Raw genomic sequence first — 18,944 nt, forward strand, 5'->3', positions numbered from 1 at the left:
CCCTCACGTGTGGGAGAAGATGAGGGCGTTGCCCTGGGCTATCCCATGCGAGCCCATCAGGCTTCAGAGAGAACCACCCTGCCGACAATTCCTGCCCACACTCTGACGCCGCGGGCGTGGGCCGGAATCAGAGGCGGTTTCTGATGCGGGAATCCTGCCGAGGTGGCCGCGAGCGTCCCGCTTGCGGCTTCCTCGATCTGTTCGACAAGCGGCACGCTTGTCGCTACGGGAGGCCGCAAGAGAAACCACCTGTGGGAATGGCCAACGCCCTTGGCGCCGCGGGCACTGCGCGGGCGGCCCGGCGCAGTCCGCCTTGACAAGCGGGCGACGCCTGGCTACCATTCACGCACACCCACGGAGGGGACAGGAGGCGACTCAGCGTGTCCGACACCCAGCAGACCAGCGGCGGCTCATCTGCCCTGCCCGGCCGCCGCGTGCAATGGCTCGCGCTCGGCCTCGCGCTCGCGGCGCTGGCGGTGGCCCTGTGCGCCTTGCTGCACTCGATGGGCCTGCTCCCCGATCTGGGCGCCGGCGGGCCGGCGGACCCCGAGAAGATCGAGGTGGACGCCGCGGCGTTCCGGGCGTATTTCACCGTGGAGAAGACGGAACTCGGCGAGGACGGGCGGACGCTCGTGCTGACGCTGAAGCGGACGAAGGCATTCCCGCTGGATGACGACGATCTGGACACCCTGGCCGAGAAGACGGCCAAGGGCGCCTCCGCCCTCCTGGCCCTGGAGGCGGTGGCCCGCGGCTACGTGCGGTGCGAGTGCTTCGACGCGGCGACGGCCTTCCTCGGCTTCACGATCGAGCGCATCCGCGGCTTGGCCCAACACGAGACGCTGGAACTCGCCGTCCCGATCGCCGGGCGTCGGGGGCTGAGCCGAGTCGTCCTCACCTACTGACCCAGCGCCTGGGCCCCGCCCGCAGGCTCCCGGCGTTCCCGACGCACGCGACGGCTCGCCCGCTGCGCCTCGGCAGGCCTCAGTCGGCGACGTCCCCCGTCGCGGCCCACTCGCAGCCGCGCAGCAGGCTCTTCTGGAACATGGGGTTCTCGAAGGTCATCATCGAGCACCCCTTGTGCTGCGCGCCGTCCCCGGGCCACACGTGGCCCATCACGTGATGGTAGACGCGCCCCTGGCCGTACTGCTGCACCGTCATCATCGGCTCGTCGCGGCCCGTGCCACCGGTCTCGGGCGCCGAGTAGGCCGTCGCCAGCACCCGGTACGGGGCGTTGTGCATGTGGACGAGTTTGTGGTACAGCTCGTCCCACAGGCGGAAGTCGCCCAGTCCGCGCGTGATGGGGTGCGCCTTGTCGGCGATCTTGACCTCGAACTCGTGGTACTGGCCGTGGCCCGTGCCCGCTCGCCACAGGAGGGCGACCATCGTCTCGTACTCCACCCAGCCGGGGAAGGCGTTGTCGGCGGCGTGCAGGACGACCAGGCCCGTGCCGCCCGCCACGGCGGCCACGAAGTTGGCCTTCGCCGCCTCGCTCCAGGCGGGGCCATTGTAGTCCGAGAACAGCAGGCGATAGCTCTTCAGCGCCGCCGCGTCCTCCAGCGCAGCCGAGGGGTTCTCCGTCAGCGTCACGTCGAACCTGCCCGAGCGCTCCAGCAGGTCTCGCAGGAAGGGCGACGATCGCCGCCAGTCGTGGTTGTTGGCGCCCGAGAGCAGCAGCGTCTTGATCCTGGCCACGGCCTCTCCTTTCGGCGAAGGGATGGGGTGCGGGCGGCCGTCCGCCGCCCAGCCAGTGGGGCATTCTACCGGCGTCGGAGCCTTCGCGCAACCGTGGGCGCCAGCGCGACATGGCCGAGGCGGAAGGGTTGTGGGCGGCGTGTCCACACGCCGCGAATCCCAGAGAGCGACCGCGAATCGCGCGAATCTACGCGAATCCAGCAGTGAAGACGGGAAGAGTCTCGCGCAGAGCCAGCAGCGGGAGCGGTGAAGAGAGCGCGCAGAGAGGAAGGGAAACGCGAATGGCGCGAATAGGCCTGAGAAACTGAGGGCGCGGCTCTTTGTGGGCGGGGGCTCTGTCCCCCGCGGGACAGGGATAGGAGGGCTCGCGGGGCACGGAGGCCCCGCCCACAGCGCCGTGCCTAACCCCCAAGAGGGCGACCGCGAATCGCGCGAATCCACGCGAATCCAGCAGTGAAGACGGGAAGAGTCTCGCGCAGAGCCAGCAGCGGGAGCGGTGAAGAGAGCGCGCAGAGAGGAAGGGAAACGCGAATGGCGCGAATAGGCCTGAGAAACTGAGGGCGCGGCTCTTTGTGGGCGGGGGCTCTGTCCCCCGCGGGACAGGGATAGGAGGGCTCGCGGGGCACGGAGGCCCCGCCCACAGGCGAAGCGCCGCGGAGGGCAGCGGCGCCACACGGGGGTCAGAATGGCGTGGCCTTGCCTCGGCACATGTCGTCGGCGCGCAGGCGCAGCGTGGTCTCCACCTGGACCATGTCCACTTCCACGGTGGGCTGGCCCGGCCTGGTCACTCGGAAGATGCGCCGGCTCTTGTCGGGCCTCTTGACCTCGGGGAACTCGCCGAAGAACCTTCTGTGCAGGTTCACCCGGGCATTGTGGTCGGCATTGGCCAGGTAGCCGCAGTCGGGGCAGGCGAAGAGCTTGCCAACGGGTTCGAAGACGGCTTGGCCGTTGCGGGCGGAGAATCGCGCGCCCAGGGAGCCGCAGCGGGAGCAGAGCTGGCTGGTCCAGTGGGGAACCGTGCGGGGAATGCCTTGGTGGACATTGGCGCCCCTTGGAGGCCCTCTGGCCGCTTCGTGCGGCCCCAGGCTGATAGGGGTTTTCTACACCCCCGGGGCGCGGGAGTCAAGTGCCTGGCGGAGCCGGCGAGTCGGGCGAATCGGGCGACGCAACACATTGGGGGCTGTCCGGGGGAGCCTACAACCTGTGGGGGGGGCATCCGGGGTGTCCCCTTCAGACCGGGAAGTCTGGGAGACTCTGGGAGACTCAGCGGGTTGTGGCTCGCCCGCAGCGGCCCCCAAGATGTGCTACGGCTGGGGCGGCTTGGGGTGGCTGGGCCAGAGGGGGTAGTGGCGGTTGAAGTCGGGGCGGCGGAAGTAGGCCTGGTAGGCGCGGGCGACGTTGCTGGGGCGCAGCGAGCCGTCGGCCAGGCGGCGGTAGACTTCGCGCCCGCTGTAGTAGTGGTGGTGCATGCCGAACTGGTCGAAGATGCGGAAGAAGTCGTTGAGGAGGAGGGTCTGGGCGAGGGAGTCGTCGGTGGCGCCGGCGAAGCCGCCGAACTCGCCGCAGTGCATGGCGCAGCCGTGGCGGATCTGGAATTCGATGGCGGGGAGCCAGAGGGCGTAGATGTTGGTGAGGTCGCGTTCGAGGGTGGGCCAGCGGTCGTCGGGCTTGTTGAGGCGGAAGTTGTAGTCGTGGAAGCTGTAGACGGTGAGGGGGTCGCCGGTGGGCTCGATGAGTTTGAGCTGCTGGATGGCGCCCCAGGCCTCGCAGGGCTCGATGTAGAGGAGGTGGACGTTGTCAATGGAGCGGATGCGTCGGGTGAGTTCCTTGATGGCGGGGTTGTAGCGGGCGTGGTGGTGGTCGAAGGGCTCATTGATGAGGTCGTAGGCCACGGCCCAGAAGGGGCGGCCTGCGAGCTGGCGGGCGATCTTCTCGTAGTGGGCGCCGACGAGGGCCATGAAGTCGGCGTAGTTGTCGCGGACGAACTCGCGCGGGCGGCCGAGGGTTTGATCAATGTTGTTCATGTAGTTCATGCCGACGGCGTTGGCGTAGTCGGCGGTGACTTGCACGCGGGTGCGTTGGTCGCCGGGGTTGGCGGGGTTGGGGGGTTTCTCGTCGGACCAGTTGTGCTGGGGGCGGAAGCTGTTGGCGCCGAGGGCGGCGAGGAGCTCCAGCTCGCGCTGGTTGCCGGGCACGCCGGCGTCGCCGCCGGCGAACATCCAGCTCGTGAAGCCGGCGAAGCGCGGGTACGGCTCGACGTCGTAGCTGTAGCTCACGCGGTCGGCGTCCATCACTGCGCGGTAGGGGGCCAGGAGGCCGCCGTCCTGGATGTCCACCGCTCGGCGGTCGAGCTTCAGGTTGCGGAAGCCGCAGTCGCGTGCGAAGCTGCACAGGGCCGGCAGCGGCGCCAGGCGGAGGGGCTTCGTGTCCCATTCGTCCCTGGTCTCGAGGAAGTCGTAGATCACCGTGTGGCCCAGCACGGGCCCGCGGGGGACTTTCTCGGTGGAGGCCTTGTCCCAGGGCTCGCCCGGGGAGAGGAGGCGGGTCACGGACATGTAGTCGAGGGGCACGGCCAGGGCGGCCCGGCGCCAGAGGCCGATGGCGTCGTCGAGGCGGAGGAGGAATCGGGGGTCGTCGAATTTCGCTTTGACCCAGGGGCGGACGGCGATGATGCGTTCTCGCGGGCGGCTCATCTTGATGGTCGTCTGCCCTGGCACGCCGTCAATCTTGGCCGGGCACCTGCGGAAGACGAGCAGGATCGGCCGCACGGGGCTGACGGCCGTGTGGGGCGTGAGCCACAGGAGCGCCCAGTTCGCCGAGAGCTTCCCGTCGCGGTCGGCCCGGTAGTCGCATCGCCCGAACTTCATCTGCCCGGGCAAGAGCAGCATGGCCTCGCCGGCGTGGTGGATTCGCAGGGTGTCGGTCCACGGCGTGAGCACGACGCAGGGGCTCAGGGGCGTCGCCAGGACGTCGGTGGGCGGAGTCTCTCTGGCGGCCGGCGCGTCGAGCGCGGGGCAGGCCAGTTCCACCGGGCCGACCAGGCCCCGCGGATCGCCGTCCGCGTCGATCCGGAAGGCGAGGAAGTTCTCTGCCCCGAACGCCAGCAGGTCCGCCGGCAACGGGTACGTGCGGTTGCCGGCTCCTGTGCCCAGTTCGGTGATTTCCCTGTCGTTGAGCCATACGCGCTCCCGGCCTGCGACGGCGAACGTCAGCACGACCTCGTTGCCCGCCCACTCGGCCGGGGCGTGGATTCGCGTGCGGTACCAGGCGATGCCCTTGTGCTCGGCGAACCGGGCGTCCTTGGTCCAGCTCACGCGGGGGTCAATCCGCTGCCACTGGTTCTCAACGTTGTGGCCGATGCTCCAGCGCAGGTCGCGCACGCCCTCGTCGTCGGGGTCGGGGGAGAAGAGGAAGCGCGCCCACTCGCCCGTCGGCCCGGCCTTGGTGGGCCCGGACACGGGGTTCACGCGAATGCCCCATTGGAGGATATCGCTGTCGGTGAGGCCGGCGTGCTCGATCCAGCCCAGGCGGTCGTAGCGGCTCTGGTTGAGATGGTTGAGGGGGTGGCGCACCTGGGCATCCACCTGCTCGCGAAGCCGCGCCGGGGCGCTGAGCGTGTCCTGGAGCGACAGGCCGTCCCCCACCACGGCAGCGGCCAGGGCGAGCGCCTTGCGCTCGTCGGCCTCAAAGGCCTCGCGGCTGGCCGCCTCGGTTTCGGCGAGCACGGCGTCGAGCGCCTTTCGCAGGCTGGCCATCTCGGGAATGTCCTTCGCCACGGCGGCGACCGAATCCGCCGGCGCCTTTTCCAGCGCTTCGACGCGCTCGCCCAGGGTGCGAGCCGCGCCGTGGGCCGTGGCGGCGCGCTTGAGCGCGGCTGCGTCCAGACGCAACGGCCCGCCCCACCCGTGCGCCTCGCCGCCCAGGATGTAGACTCCCCGCCTCAACATCAGGTCGAGCCGCCAGAGGGCGTCCTCCACATCCCGGCGGGCGCGGCGCACGAAGGCCGCGCGATAGGCTTTCGCCAGGAGGTCCTCGCTCGCGCGCAGCTCCGTCGGCGGCCCAGCTCCCTGCCCGCGCTGGCCCTCCTCGCGGACCGCCGCGGACGGGCCATCGTACCCGGGCCGCAGGAATGCCTCGGCCTCGACGACCGTCGTCGGCGCGAACTTGCGCACCCGCCAACCGCGGCCGCTCTCCAGGGATTGGATCGGCTTCATCCCCGTGTACAGCGCGCCGTCCAGCGCAAAGCCCTTGGCCGGCGCGCTCACGCACAGCGCATGCCGGCCGGGCGTCAGATGCTCGGTGAGGTCCAGTTCGTGGACCCGGGTGGGGTCGGCGGGGATTTCCGGGTGGTCCTTGTCGCGTGGCCTGGGCGCCCAGGAGTACACCTGCCGGCCGTTGACGTATACGTAGGCATAGCCGCTCGTCTGCAACAGCGCCGTGGCTCGGTCGGCGGCCTCGGGCACCTCCACCTCCACGCGGTAGACCAGCGGGCAGTCGGCCACGGTGAACCAGAACAGCGGCACGGCCTCGAACTTCGGCTCCTGACCCTCGGGCCAGTCGGGCACGATCCAGCGTCCCGCCAGCGTCGCCGATGCAGCGCCGAGCAGCGCGAGGCCCACCAGAGCGGGCCGAAAGGGCGTTCGGCTCATCCCTTCTTGCCTCCAAGCACGCGGTCCGCCGGGGCCAAGGCAGCCTACCACTGGGCCGCCGTCAGTGCAAGCGCCTCTTGTGGCCTGCCCGCATGGTCTCGACCCGCGCGGCCGCCGTGCTCCGGGCGGCCGCTGGGAGCGCTCAAGGCTCAGTGCACCGCGCGGCGCACGGGGCCGAGAGTCGGGCGGAACCGGCGGCCCGGCCGCCCCAGGCAGGCGGACACCCAGGGCACCCGGCGCGCTCCTGCTCACTTCGGCGCGGCGGCGCCCGCGGCCACCCTGGCGCCGGGGTTCTCCTCGCACACCGTCTTCGGGCCCACGACGATGATGTCGGCGGTCCGATGGCCCGAAACCCTGTTGCGGCGAATGGCGTTCTCGTCGGCAAGGCGGGTCTCGACCACCTTCTGGCCGTCCCGCTCGACCTCGCGGCGGGGCGGGTCGCCGCAGCGCTCCTCGATGCCCACCCACTGGGTCGGCTCCGCGAGGGTGCTCTCGACCACGTTGTCCTCGACCGTGTAGCCCCGGGCATCCTCGGCCGAGGCGAAGAGCGCGATGCCCGGCCACTGGCCGGGCCTTGCGCGCGAGTTGTCGCGGATGATGTTGCTGCGGATGACGCTGCCCGAGTCCATGCCGCCGTTGACCTCGACGCCTGCCCGGCCGTTGCGCTCGATGGTGTTGCCCTCCACGATGCAGCGGCGGTCGCCCGGGTTGCCCAGGCCGCCGACGCCGTGGCCCTGGTTCTCGCTCAGGACGCAGTGGCGGACGACCACGTTCTTGTCGTGCCAACAGTAGTAGAAGCCGTCGCCGCCGTTGGCGACCGCTCGGAGGTTGACCCACAGGCCGTCCGTGAAGTCGGTGCCCGAGTGGAAGCCGTGGCCCGAGTTGCCTGTGGCTACACAGTGCTCGACCCGGCAGTTCCGCCCCGCCTGGATGCTCACGCCATCGGCTTGCCAGTCGCGCACCTCGACACGCCGCAGGGCGACCCCGCTGCACCGCACGGTGTGGATGCCGCTGTAGTAGAAGTTCCGGCAGATGGGACGCTCGTCGCCTGCCCAGCCCTCCACGGCCAGGTCCTCCACGGCGATGTTCTCCTGCCCGTCGGCGGTGATCGCGGAGTAGGCGTGGTGGACGAGTGTGCCCGCCTGGGCACTCACGCCCAGAGGCCGCTCCAGCACGAGCGTGCTGCCCTCGACGGCCACGACCGCGTTGAAGTGGTGATTCCACAGGTCGCCCTCCCCGGCGAGCGTGAGGCCGTGGCCGGGGGGCAGCAATTCGGGGTGTTCGACCCGAATGGCCTTCTCGCCCTTCTTCGCCGGCGCGGCGAGCGCGGTGGTGAATCCCCACGAAACCTGCGCGCGGTTCCTGAGCAGCATCTCGCACGGAACGGGCTCGGCAAAGACGAGCGTCTGGCCGCGAATCTCCTTGACGCGATACGGCTTGATGTAGCCCATCCAGCTTGGCGCGCGGAACCGCCAGGCATAGGCGAGCATCCCGGGCGCCAGGGACGCCAGGTCGCCTTCGACGACGATCTCCGTGCTGTTCGCCGGCGCGTCCCTGGCCACGTTTCGGCGCGTCTCGCGCCTGCCGGCCGCCAGAATGGTTCCGCGGCCCTTGCCCCGCAGGGTCGTGCCGCTCTTCAGGAACAGGTAGCGTTCCAGCGCGTACCGCCCCTCGGGCAGTTCCACCACCCCGCCCTCCGCGGGCAGCGAGTCAATGGCCCTCTGGAACCCGCAATCGCCGAGCGAGCGGTCAACGAACCTCGCAGCGTCCACTGTCGCGGCCGGCGTCCGGGTGCAGGCCACCACGGCCGCGAGCCCGACCCCCCACAGCAAGAGGGGCTTCACCGCTTCTTCTCCTCCACCTTGGCGACAAGGAAGTAGGCCCGCGCCTCCTGGCCCGTAAACGGGTCGGTGATGACGACGGACTGCCGCCCCGGCGGGTGGTCGAGGGCCAAGGGCAGCTCGAATGTGTGCTTTCCGCCCGGGGCCAGCACCACGCGCCGGTAGGCGGCAAGCTCTCTTCCCGACGCGTCGAAGACCTGTAGCCGATACGGCACGAGGTCCACTTCCACCTCCTTGCCGTAGGTGAGCATGTGGCACTGCACCCGCACCGCCGAGCCGGGCTCGTGCCTCCCCTCCTCGGCCTTGGCCATCGGCTTCTGCAACTTGCAGTCGGTGAGCGCGTAGAGGCGCACCGTGCCCTCGGGGAAGGTGTCCTGGATCTGGTCCGTCTCGCCGAAGTACCGGTGCGTGCGCAGTTCGTAGACGTGCGCCTTGCGGTCGAAGCGCACGTTCGCGTGGCCCTCCATCCTAGGCGAGACGTGGCGGGCGACGATCAGCGTGCGTTTCGAAGGGGACTCGTAGTACCACGTTTCCGCGCCGAAGACCGGCTGCCCGCCCTGGAAGAGCCTGCACCGTGGCTTCACGCCGGCCATGGCCACCACGTGGTCGAGAAGCTCCCACTGCGCTCTCTGCACAGCGTGCCCCCCATCGAGTGCGAGGCGCGCGTTGAGCCAGTAGACCTTGCCCTTGCCGGCGTCGCGCACGGTCCACACCGGCAGGTCCTTCCCCTCCACGCTCACGCCCGTCAGCACGCTGGCATCCTTCGCCTGCACCCCCGCGAGCGCGACGTCGAGCGTGAGCGACGGCCCGCCGGGCGACGCGGCCATCGTCTTGCCGAGAGGCGTCGCCTGAGCAGTGTCCACGCCCGCCAGGGGGTCGAGGAGGCAGCCTTCGGGGTGCGGAGTGCCGCGGAGGTTGCGCCAGCCGTTCCGCCCGAGGCACAGCACGACGCCGCCGGCCTCGGCGAAGCGCTTCACCCCCTCGGCTTGCTCGCTGGAGAGGCAGCTCGCCTGCTCGAGGAGGAAGAGCCGGTAGCCGTCCTTCTCCAGTCGCCCGGCCGCCACGTCGTCCATCGTCACGAGGTCATGCTGGAAGCCCAGTTCCTCCACCAGGGTCTTGGCGCCCCGGGCAAGGGCCGCGGAATCCGCGAGCCACGAGGGATATGAGTAGCCGATGGCGATCCTGTCGGCGGCAAAGGCGCTCGCGAGGATGAGGCGGTCGATCCCCTCCGTCAGGTCGCGGAACTCCTCCTTCGCCAGGGTCGCATAGGCGGCGGCAGGCCGAAGGTCCGGGGTGGCCACGTCCCGCAGGTCGCCGGCCCAGCAGAGGCTGCCGCCATTCAGCAGCGCGAGCCAGGGGGCCAGGCGGGCGGGGGCGTCGGGCGCCCTCACGGGCTGGTCGAGGCGCACGCCGAAACGGGCGCCGGGGGCGAAACAGCGGAACAGCTCCTCGAGCACGCCCTGACGCCCGCCTGCGGCCACCGTGCCCCTGCAACACGTGGCGTAGCGGCTCCAGTCCACCGGCCAGGCGTCGGAAGGCTCGGCAGTCGTCCACTCGCCGACGGCGAGTTCCGGGGCGATCTCCGCGGCCCACGCGGCCGGGGCCTTCAGGTAGCGCTCGCCCACCCACTCGCCGAGGAAGAGGCGGAACTCGAGCCACGGGGCGAGGTTCGGCGAGGTGCCGAGGTCCCGGCGTTCCCTCGGCACCACCTGGGCGAAGTCGGCGAACTGCGCGCCCCACGCCCGGTTCAGCTCGGCGATGTCCGCATACCGCGGCTTCAGCCACTCGCGGAACGCGGCAAGAATCTGCGGGTGGCCTGCCAGGCCCTCGGGAACGCGCCGCTCGCCGCCCAGGGCGATGAGCCGAGCCCCGGAGTCGAATTGCTCCCGCGCCTGCTTCTGCCAGTCGGCCTTCGCGCCGTCCGCGGCTGCCAGGTCCTTCGCCACGGGCAACCCCACGGTCGCGGCCTTGACGCCCCCGGTCGCATAGAGCACGGCATCGTCGTCCGAGCCGCTGTGCAGGGTGAGGCCCCCGTCGTGCGTCGCGGCGAGCAGCCCTTGCAGATGGAGCGGGTCGCGCCGCGCGGCGCCCCACACGCCGAGGGCGAAGCCCTGCCCGACAGGCGATCTGGGCGGGAGCAGGAACAGGTCGGCTGTCGCTTCGGCCAGCAGGCGCGGCGGCTCTTCCGCCGAGTAGAAGCGCGCGACCACCTCGTGGTACGGGTCCAGCGCGCGCACCTCCCGAAGCATCGAGCCGGCCTGGCCCCGGCCGTTCGTCAGCCTCACGTCGTGAATGCTGCGGGCGACGAGCCGCCCGAAGCGGTCGAGCACCGACACCTCCAGGCGCCCGCCGGGCGTCGCGCCCGCCAGCTCGACGATGCACGCTCCCGGTTGCTCCGCGGGCTGGTAGGCGCTGGGCTGGGGCGCCACCTTCATCGTCACGGCCCCATACGCCGAGGCGCCGGCGGTGCCGAACGCGAGAGTCCTGCCGTCCCCATCGCGCACGTGCACCTCGATGCCCAGCGGCCCGCTGTCGGGGGCTTTGCCCAGCGTGACCAGGTGCTGGCTCTCGCCCTCCGGCAGGTCCACCGTGGCGGCCCCGTCGGTCCGCACCTCCCAGCGCCGGCTCCTGAGGGTCACCTGCACGAGCGCCTTCGCCTTGCCCCCCGCGTTGCGGACTCCCACCGCCACGACATTGCCTTTGAGCGCCGCCTCGGTGACGACGATCGGCGTGTCCTGTCCCGCCGCCCATCGAGCCAGGTCCGCAAGGAACGCATAGCTGTACTCGAACCCGCGCCAGCGAAGCTCGGCGACTCGGGCGGTCTCGCGCAGGAGGCGGAGGGTGGCCCACTCGCCCAGCGCGGCTGCGCCCGCGTCGCCATCGTCGCGCCACGGGCATACAACCAGCGCCACTCGCCCCTTCCCCAGCGCGTAGCGGCGCACGGGCGGCACGCTCACGGCCGCGCTGGGCAGCGGCGGCTCGGCCAGTTCCCTGAGCCCGGCGAGCGCCGCGGCCAGCTCGGGCTCGTCCTTCGGGTCGCGCACAACAACCACGGCGCCCATCCCGTCGCGCACCCGCCCCAGCAACTCTCCCGCGAGTTGGGCCTTCAGCCCCGCGTGCCACGGGATGCCCAGCGTCACGAGCACCTGGGGCGCGAACGACGCGATCTTCTTCTGGAGCTCCGCCAGGTGGTCGGCGCTCAGCCCGTCGGCCGGCGGCTCAGGTCTCGCGACGGCGAAGTAATCGGCCGCAATATCGGCCCGTTGCACGAACTCGCGCACGTGCGCCAGCGTGTGGCCGGCCGGGGTGAGGAAGAACGCCTTGAACTCGCCCCTCGCGTGCCGTTTCAAGAGGGGCAGATGCGGCGTGGCGAGCTGGAGGTCCAGCGTCCTGAGCGGCGTGTGGGCCGCGGGCGGCCCCTCGGCCTCGGCGGCGAAGGCGGCGCCCCAGGCAAGAACCATCGCGATCGCGAGCCGGTCGGCCATGAACCACTCCTTCTCAGGCTGCCGCGAACTCCTTCATTCCCTATGCTTCTACCAAAAGCTCCGCCGCTTGTCCAGCTTGCAGCGCCGAGGGCATTCGAGTAGCATGCGGCGGGCTCTCAGAGGAGCGCAGACATGCTCGAAGCAAAGGGACTCTGGCTCGCCGCCGCCCTCGTGCTGCTCGCAGCGGCGGCCCAGGCGGGGGAGATTCGCCGCCTGTCGCGCGCCGAACTCCTCGACCGCCTCCGCGGCGGATGGGCGGGGCAGATGATCGGCAATGTCCAGGGGCTGCCCTTCGAGTTCAAGTACAAGGACGAGCCCGGCCCTCTCCCCGACTTCACGCCCAACCTGCCGCGCTGCCCCAGCGACGACGATACGGACATCGAATGGACCCACCTCCACACGATGGACCGCCTGGGCACGCTGCTCGTGCCCTACCCCGAACTGGCCCGCGAATGGGTGCGCTCGATCAACCGCCGCATCTGGGTCTCCAACGAGCAGGCCCGCAAGCTCATCGGCCAGGGCATCACCCCGCCCTGGACCTCGCACTTCGCCCTCAACCCTCACGCGAGGTACAACCTCTCGGGTCAGTTCTGCGCCGAGGCATTCGGCCTGCTGGCCCCCGGCCTGCCCCGCGAGGCCGCCCGCATCGCCCGGCACTACCTCCACATCACCGTCCGCGGCGAGCCGATCCAGGCCGGCGCCCATACCACCGCGATGATCAGCCTGGCCTTCTTCGAGCGCGACGTGCCCCGCCTCATCGCCCGCTCGCTGGCCGCCGTGGACCCCGAGAGCCAGCATGCCGAGATGCTGCGCGACGTGATCGCCTGGCATCAGCAGTGGCCCAGCGACTGGCAGGCGACCCGCTCGGCCATCCAGAGGAAGTACCGCGACGAGCGGGGCTGGAACATGAACGCCACCGTGACCAACGGCGCCCTCGTCGCCGCCGCGCTGCTCTACGGCAAGGGCGACTTCGTGCAGACGATGCGCCTGAGCTTCGCCATGGGCTACGACGCCGACTGCAACGCCGCCACCTGCGGCACCGTGCTCGGCGTCATGCTCGGCGCCAAGGCCATGGCCGCCCACCCCGGCTGGGTGCTCCCCGAGCACTACGACAACAACACCCGCGACGGCCTGCCGAAGTCCGAGACAATGGACGACCTGGTCGCCCTCACCGCCCGCCTCGCCGAGAAGGCCATCCTCGCCGCCGGCGGGAGGATTGTGGGCGCGATGTCCCCGTCCCGCGACACGCGGCGTGGGGACACGCCGCCCACAGGCGACGGCGATGCCGCCGTCTACCTCATCCCCGCCCAGGAGCCGGCCCTCCTCGAGCGCCTCAAGGACGGCTTGCCCACGGGCGGCCTTGACGAAGTGAACGCGGCAATGGACAAGGAGGCGCTCGCGCGCCTCGACGACCCCAGCCCCGCCGCCCGCGCCTTCGCCGCCATCCGCCTCGCCAACCGACGCGACCGACTCTCCCCCGCCGAAGCGGCCCGCGTGCGCGCCGTGCTTGACGAGGCACTCAAGGACGACGTGCTTGCCCCTCTCGCCAGGCCCTGACGCCCCCCTCCCAAAGGTTCCAGTACCTGCGGGAGGACACCCTCGGCAGCCCCTGACCGCTTCGCCTTCTCCTGTCACATATCACGCATCACGCATCCCTCACGGCCCCTCCCCCACCCGCACCTTCTCCAGCCTCCCATCCACCATGTTCCGGTGGACCAGCATCAGCCGATGCGTGCCGGCGGGCAGGTCCAGCTCGCCGCCGATGCGGGTCACGACCTCCTCGGAGACGGTCTTCGGCTTCTGGGGGCCGTAGCCAGGGGGCGAGTCAATCGGCACATCCTTCGTCCCCGTCGTCAGCTTGTCGAGCCTGCCGGCCGGCTGGCCGTCGAGCACCACGTCAAAGGCCATTGGCCGACGCTCCTTGGGCACGAGGGTGTCGCGGAGGGCCAGGATATCCTCCCACACGCCCTGGGAACGGGGGCGGCGGTCCGAGTAGCGGAAGACGCCTTCGGCGGCGATGGCCGTCCTGCCCGGCTTCTTCACATCCACGACGAGGAGAATGGCGTCGGCGAAACGGAGGTCGGCCTTCCAGTTGCCGCCGGGCGTCCAGGCGTCTTCGTAGCCCTTCGCTGTGCGAAGCTGGGGGATGAAGTCCTTGCACTCGATGGTCGCGGGCACGTCGAGCGGCTTGTGCACGAAGGGCGGGATGGGCTGGACTTCGCTCTCCTTGAGCGGCTGCTTGTCGAGGAACCTGACGGTGAAGGGCTTCGGCTCATGCCGCACGGTGAGGCCGCGGGAGGTGAGGCCGCGGCCCTTGGCCTGGTCGGGCTCACCGCCAACGTGGAATTCGCGGAAGAGGGCCTCGCGAGCCGAAGCAACGCTCTCCCCAAGCCAATCGTCGCTTGGCCGCCTCAACGCCTCGACACCGGCCATCAGCCCGTCCAGATCGGAGCCTTGGATCACAATCGCCGATCTTTGCGGGTGGAACGCCTGGGGAATGCAGTGAACGATGGCCCGGCCCGGGCCTGGGAACTCGCGGGAGACCTCGGGCCAGAGGACGCCGACCTTGGCGAGGTGCTCGGCCATCTCGTTGTCGGGCCGCGTCGCCAGGTCGAGCAGCACCACCGTCTCGCCCACCTGGTAGCCGCCGAGGGTGGCGAAGTAGTCGTTGCGATTGACCGTTGTGACCTTGATCCTGCCGATGGTCTCTCCCTTGTCGGCGCGAGCGTTCTCGGCGAGTTGCTCCGGCGTCGGGTCGTAGGCGAGCCAGTAGGTCGTCACCTCGGGCTTGCGGCGAATCTCGGCCTCGATGCCCAGGCGGCCCAGCACCTGCTTGAGGCGTTCGGCGGCGGGGAGGAGCTTGATGGTGTGCGGCGTCTCGAAGAGCGGCACGATAGCCTTGCCCTTCCCCGCCAGCACTTCGCGGAGGCGGTCGCCGTTGCGGAAGAGCACCCTGTCGTCAAGCGTCTGGGCGAGGGAGCGGAGGCGGCGGGGCGGCTTCACCGTCACGGGCAGTTCCGCCACGTCGCCCGTCAACTGCGACCGCACGGCCACCTTCCACTCGCCCGGTGGGGCATTGAGCGGAATCGGGTAGGCCATGCCGAACGACCCCTCGCGCGTCGTGCTGCGATAGCGCTCCATGGCCACCGACCGGTCGGGCCGCAGGAGCGCAAGATGGAAGGGCAGAGCGGCAGCAAGCGCGCTGCCCTCCTTGTCGAGGAAGCTGATCTGGACAGCCAGGCCATCGCCGGCCCGTACCGACTGGCCGGCGCGAACAGCTATCTTGCTCGCCTCGCGACGGAGGAGCGCAAACACGCGGGCAGTGGTGGCTGAGAGGTCGCAACGCAGGTCCGGCTCGAGGCGCACGATGACCTTCTCACCCGCCCGCGGCCAACTGCCGCGCACCCGTTCCTCGGTCAAGTCATAGATGACGCATCCAGCCGTCTGGCTGCTCGGGAGCAGCTTTTCGGACACCTCGAACCAGTCGGTGTGGGTCTTGATTGACGAGTCGTTGACGCAGAGGAGGTACTTCGCATCGCGGCCGCCGTCAACCTGCGTCACAGTGACACGCGAGTCGGCGCCCCTTTCAGGCCGCAGCCAGGCGCTGCCCGTGTCGCCGAGGGCATTGATCGCCGCGGGCGCTATCTCGCGGTGCCATTCCTCAGCCAGGGCGATATGGCGCAGGCCCTCGGGGGTGTTGGGGCTCGACCAGTTGTAAGGCCGGGCACTCTCGACGAAGGGCAACGTGATGCCCAAGGGCTTCGCGCCGGCGAGCTTGACCGTGGAAGAGCCGTCCACAAGGACGAGGCCGCCACCCTTGGCGAATGCCTCGATGCCAGAGACGACTTTGGGCGGGAGGGGGACGGTTTGGCCCGCGACGACAAGGGCTTTGACGCCGATTGTGGGCGGGACGTCTCCGTCCCGCGAAGAAACGCGGGGCACGGAGGCCCCGCCCACAAGAACAGCCTCAACCTCTTCTTCAGTTATGAAGCGGGGGGTGTAGCCGAGGCGGGTGAGGCTGACGAGGAGTTTATAATACGCCGTGCCGAAGCCCTGGCAGACGTGTTGCCTCGCCATCTGGCTACGCGAGTAGAGGATGCCGACGCCATAGTCGCCCCGGCACTCGGTGGCGAGGAAGGCGAAGCGGTTGAGGAAGTCGCGGCCGGCGTGAAGGTCTTCGGCGACGGCCTTGCCCTTCATCTCGCTCCAGTGGGTCTGCTTGTTCATGCCGCCCAGCACCGTTGAGAAGCCTTCGAGGGCAAAGCCGGCCCCCGAGGCACCGTGGGCGAGGTTGTGGGCGATGGCGCGGACGAACTTCCCCGGATACTCGGCCTGGCCGTGAACCATGCCCAGGCTGGTGCCGACCCAGATGGGGATGAACTGTGGGCGGGATGGAGTTGTGGGCGGGACGTCTCTGTCCCGCGAAGAGACCCGGGGCACGGAGGCCCCGCCCACAGGTGAGGCCATGCCGCGGTTGGTGTTGAGCATCGCAGCACTGAAGAGCCACTGATACGCGTAGTCGGGGCCGGCCACCTGGTCGTTCCAGGCCGTGATGTAGCGGATATCGAAGGGCCGATAGGCCCAGGGCACGTACTGGCCGTCGCGCACGGCGGCGTGGTCAATGTTGATCGTGCCCGTGTGGTGCATCGAGGGGACAATGGGGCGGAGGGCGGCGATGTGGCCGCGGTCGCTCTCCTCGTAGATGCCCATCAGATAGGCCGCCCAGGCGTCAATCCGCTTCTCCAGCTCAGCCAGCTTCGCAGGCTCCAGGGGCTTGAGGTGCTGGGCCATCTCCTCGATCCATCGGGCGGTCGGCAGGTCAATGGCGGGGGCGAACTCGGGCCGGCCGATGGCGAGGAGATAGGTGATGTATTCGTCGAGGCGGGGGGCCTTCAACCCCGTGCGGCGGGTGAACTCGTCGTAGACCGCCTGGTCGCTTCGGGCGATGTAGTTGCGGAGGCCCTCCTCCTGCTGGCCCCAGCCCCAGTAGACCAGGAGCATCTTGCGGGCGAGGAGGCCCACGGGGTCGAAGTCGAGGCAGAAGCCCGCGAAGCTGGGATAGCGGCTGTTGGCCTGGGCCGAGAGGGCGAGGCGCTGCCTGAATGAGGCCAATTCAAGGGGATAGACGCGAGCCGGGTTGAAACTCATGGGCCGCGTGTAGGGGTTGGCATAGAGCATGGCGGAGGCCGCGGTGAACTCGTCGAGGAGCGGCTCGCGGTCCATCTCGGACGCGCACATCGAGAAGGCCACGTCAATGCCGGTCTCGCGGAAGGTCTGGGGCACGGACTTCCGCCAGTCGGCGAGCGCGGCGGCCTTCCTGGCGGGGTTGCGGGCCACTTCGGGCGGGAGTTGCGGCGGGCTGGGCATGCTCTCGTCGGTGATCGCCCCGGGCGACTTGCGGATGGGGCTGGCGAGGGTCACCTCCACGCCCGTCGGCCGGCCGTTGACGTGGAAGGCGTACGTTCCGGCCGCCAGGCCCTCGGTGCCCATCACCAGCGCGGATGGCTTGCCCTGGTAGACGAGCAGCGGCGGCCCGCCCTCCCCTGCCAACTCGATCTTCACCTCGCCCTCGGCGCCCTGGACGGCGAGGGGCACTTTCTCGCCCACGACGTAGGCCGCCCGGTCGAGCGGGAGAAGCACGGCCGGCTCGGCGGCCGCAGCCACAGTGGCAACGACGAGCCAGGTCAAAACCCAGGAGCAAAGCCTCATCGGTGTCTCCCTCAAAGACTCAGGCACGCCTCGGCGGCGAGCCAGAAGAGCTTCTCGCGGGTCGAAGCGCGATGCCACCAGTCGCGGTGGTCCCAGTCGGCCCCGCTCACGTCGTCGCCGCCGTAGAGGAGCTGGGCGAAGGCGACGCCGCGGAACTGGGCGACGGCGAAGAAGGCCGCGGCCTCCATCTCGACGGTCAGGCAGCCCTCGGCGCGCCGCCGCCGCACCATCTCGGGCGTCTCGCGGTACGGGGCGTCGGTGGTCCACGTCTTGCCGACCATGTACTCGACGCCGTGCCTCTGGAGCGTGGCCTCGATGGCGGCAACGGCTTGGGGGCTGGCGGCCACCTCGCGGCCGGGCGGCAGGTAGTGGTAGGAGGTGCCCTCGTCGCGGAGGGCGACGGACGGCACGAGCACGTGGCCCGCGGCAATCGTGCGGTCGAGCACGCCGGCCCCCCCGCAGGCGATGAACTTGCGGCAGCCGCGGGCGATCGCCTCCTCGAGCAGGCCGGCCGACAGCGGCGCGCCCACGCCCGGCTGGAAGAAGGCCAGCCGCCGTCCCTCGACGTTGATCTCATAGAGCAGATGGGAGCCATGCTCCCACTTCTGCTCGGCCACGACCCGAGCGCGCCGGCTCTTGGCCACCTTCTGCACCACGTCCCGGAAGAAGCACGGCACGCAGTGCTCGGGCACGTCGAGGCGTTCGGTGATCTTGCCCGGCTCGATCACCGCGTCGCGCGAAGGGTCGAAGTCCAGAATCGGGTAGTCGGCCGCCATCACGCGCTCCTTCCGAGCGATAGGATAGGGGGCGGGCGGGCTGGTGTCAATCGCCCGTCGCCCAGGGGTGTGCGCGAGGGTGCTTGACTCCTGTGTTCACACCGCGTCCTCAACCTCCCGCGGGTTCGCAACCCGCGGGAGGTTCCTGCCTCGGGAATCCCCGGAACAGGGAAAGGCCCGCTGCAAGGGTGGCCGCGAGCGTCCCGCTGGCGGCTCTCCTCATCCGTTCGACAAGCGGGACGCTTGTCGCCACGAGAATCGCCAGCAGAAGCTGCCCACGGAATGGCCCACATCCGTCCCTCAGGCTTCGGGCGAGGGTGCTTGACAGAGCGTGGCCCCGAACGGTAGAACGGGACGCGACGGGCGACACTCAGTGGCCACTCGCGCTCAGGAGACGAGGCATGCAGATTCGCAAGTTCACGGACGGCCGTCCGTTCGCCATGGGCCAGGGCGACACGCGCAACGTCTACGGCCCCCACAACGGCGCCAGGCACCTGACGTTCAACTACGCGAAGTTCGCGCCGGGCGTGGCCTTCACCCAACACGTGCACGACCGCTCAGAGGACCTGATCCTCGTGCTCGAGGGCGGCGGGGTGATCCGGCTGGATGACCAGGAATTCCCTATCGAGGCGGGCGACGTGATCCTGGTGTCGGAGGGCGAGTTCCACGGCACGGTGGCCGGGCCGGACGGGCTCACGTGCGTCTCGGTGCAGGCTCCCCCCGATCCCAGGCTGTACGACGGTTCGCGCGACCGCGCCTCTTCGCGCGGGGCGTGAGGCGCCCGGCTCGAGA

Annotated in this window: 10 protein-coding genes; 3 read left to right on the forward strand and 7 right to left on the reverse strand. The window is 70.1% G+C overall.

The window, feature by feature from the left end:
- Positions 1-380: 380 nt before the first annotated feature.
- Positions 381-902: a hypothetical protein gene (locus PLE19_21650; GenBank protein ID HPD17551.1), complete on the forward strand. Its 522-nt coding sequence runs from the start codon at positions 381-383 to the stop codon at positions 900-902.
- A gap of 79 nt (positions 903-981) precedes the next feature.
- Here PLE19_21650 and PLE19_21655 read toward each other — a convergent pair whose 3' ends face one another.
- The 5 genes from PLE19_21655 to PLE19_21675 form a co-directional block, all read right to left on the reverse strand.
- Positions 982-1,692, reverse strand: a complete 711-nt coding sequence (locus PLE19_21655) for a ThuA domain-containing protein (GenBank protein ID HPD17552.1) — start codon at positions 1,690-1,692, stop codon at positions 982-984.
- 680 nt (positions 1,693-2,372) lie between these two features.
- Positions 2,373-2,720, reverse strand: coding sequence for a zinc ribbon domain-containing protein (locus PLE19_21660; protein ID HPD17553.1), 348 nt, complete (start codon positions 2,718-2,720; stop codon positions 2,373-2,375).
- Between the two features lie 276 nt (positions 2,721-2,996).
- Positions 2,997-6,341, reverse strand: a complete 3,345-nt coding sequence (locus PLE19_21665) for a cellulase family glycosylhydrolase (GenBank protein HPD17554.1) — start codon at positions 6,339-6,341, stop codon at positions 2,997-2,999.
- Positions 6,342-6,589: 248 nt separating this feature from the next.
- Positions 6,590-8,185, reverse strand: a complete 1,596-nt coding sequence (locus PLE19_21670) for a right-handed parallel beta-helix repeat-containing protein (protein HPD17555.1) — start codon at positions 8,183-8,185, stop codon at positions 6,590-6,592.
- Positions 8,182-11,667 carry a beta-galactosidase gene (locus PLE19_21675; protein ID HPD17556.1) on the reverse strand — a complete coding sequence of 1,162 codons (3,486 nt, stop codon included), beginning with the start codon at positions 11,665-11,667 and terminating at the stop codon, positions 8,182-8,184. The genes PLE19_21670 and PLE19_21675 overlap by 4 nt, the downstream gene beginning before the upstream one ends.
- Positions 11,668-11,799: 132 nt before the next feature.
- Here PLE19_21675 and PLE19_21680 point away from each other — a divergent pair, with 132 nt between their 5' ends.
- Positions 11,800-13,224: an ADP-ribosylglycohydrolase family protein gene (locus tag PLE19_21680; protein ID HPD17557.1), complete on the forward strand. Its 1,425-nt coding sequence runs from the start codon at positions 11,800-11,802 to the stop codon at positions 13,222-13,224.
- A gap of 99 nt (positions 13,225-13,323) precedes the next feature.
- Here PLE19_21680 and PLE19_21685 read toward each other — a convergent pair whose 3' ends face one another.
- Both PLE19_21685 and PLE19_21690 read right to left on the reverse strand, forming a co-directional pair.
- On the reverse strand, positions 13,324-17,376 hold the full coding sequence (locus PLE19_21685; protein ID HPD17558.1) for a hypothetical protein: 4,053 nt from the start codon (positions 17,374-17,376) through the stop codon (positions 13,324-13,326).
- Between the two features lie 11 nt (positions 17,377-17,387).
- Positions 17,388-18,152, reverse strand: coding sequence for a nucleoside phosphorylase (locus tag PLE19_21690; GenBank protein ID HPD17559.1), 765 nt, complete (start codon positions 18,150-18,152; stop codon positions 17,388-17,390).
- 401 nt (positions 18,153-18,553) lie between these two features.
- Between PLE19_21690 and PLE19_21695 the strand changes: the two genes are divergently transcribed.
- Complete coding sequence (locus tag PLE19_21695) at positions 18,554-18,928, forward strand: cupin domain-containing protein (GenBank protein HPD17560.1); 375 nt, start codon at positions 18,554-18,556, stop codon at positions 18,926-18,928.
- The last annotated feature ends 16 nt before the right edge of the window (positions 18,929-18,944 follow it).

The organism is Planctomycetota bacterium, assembly GCA_035384565.1.
GTDB lineage: Bacteria > Planctomycetota > PUPC01 > DSUN01 > DSUN01 > DAOOIT01.

Bases quoted from the DNA above. Each gene is read 5' to 3' on its own strand.
- PLE19_21665 (HPD17554.1), bottom strand. From the start codon at position 6,341: ATGAGCCGAACGCCCTTTCGGCCCGCTCTGGTGGGCCTCGCGCTGCTC.
- PLE19_21675 (HPD17556.1), bottom strand. From the start codon at position 11,667: ATGGCCGACCGGCTCGCGATCGCGATGGTTCTTGCCTGGGGCGCCGCC.
- PLE19_21680 (HPD17557.1), top strand. From the start codon at position 11,800: ATGCTCGAAGCAAAGGGACTCTGGCTCGCCGCCGCCCTCGTGCTGCTC.
- PLE19_21685 (HPD17558.1), bottom strand. From the start codon at position 17,376: ATGAGGCTTTGCTCCTGGGTTTTGACCTGGCTCGTCGTTGCCACTGTG.
- PLE19_21690 (HPD17559.1), bottom strand. From the start codon at position 18,152: ATGGCGGCCGACTACCCGATTCTGGACTTCGACCCTTCGCGCGACGCG.
- PLE19_21695 (HPD17560.1), top strand. From the start codon at position 18,554: ATGCAGATTCGCAAGTTCACGGACGGCCGTCCGTTCGCCATGGGCCAG.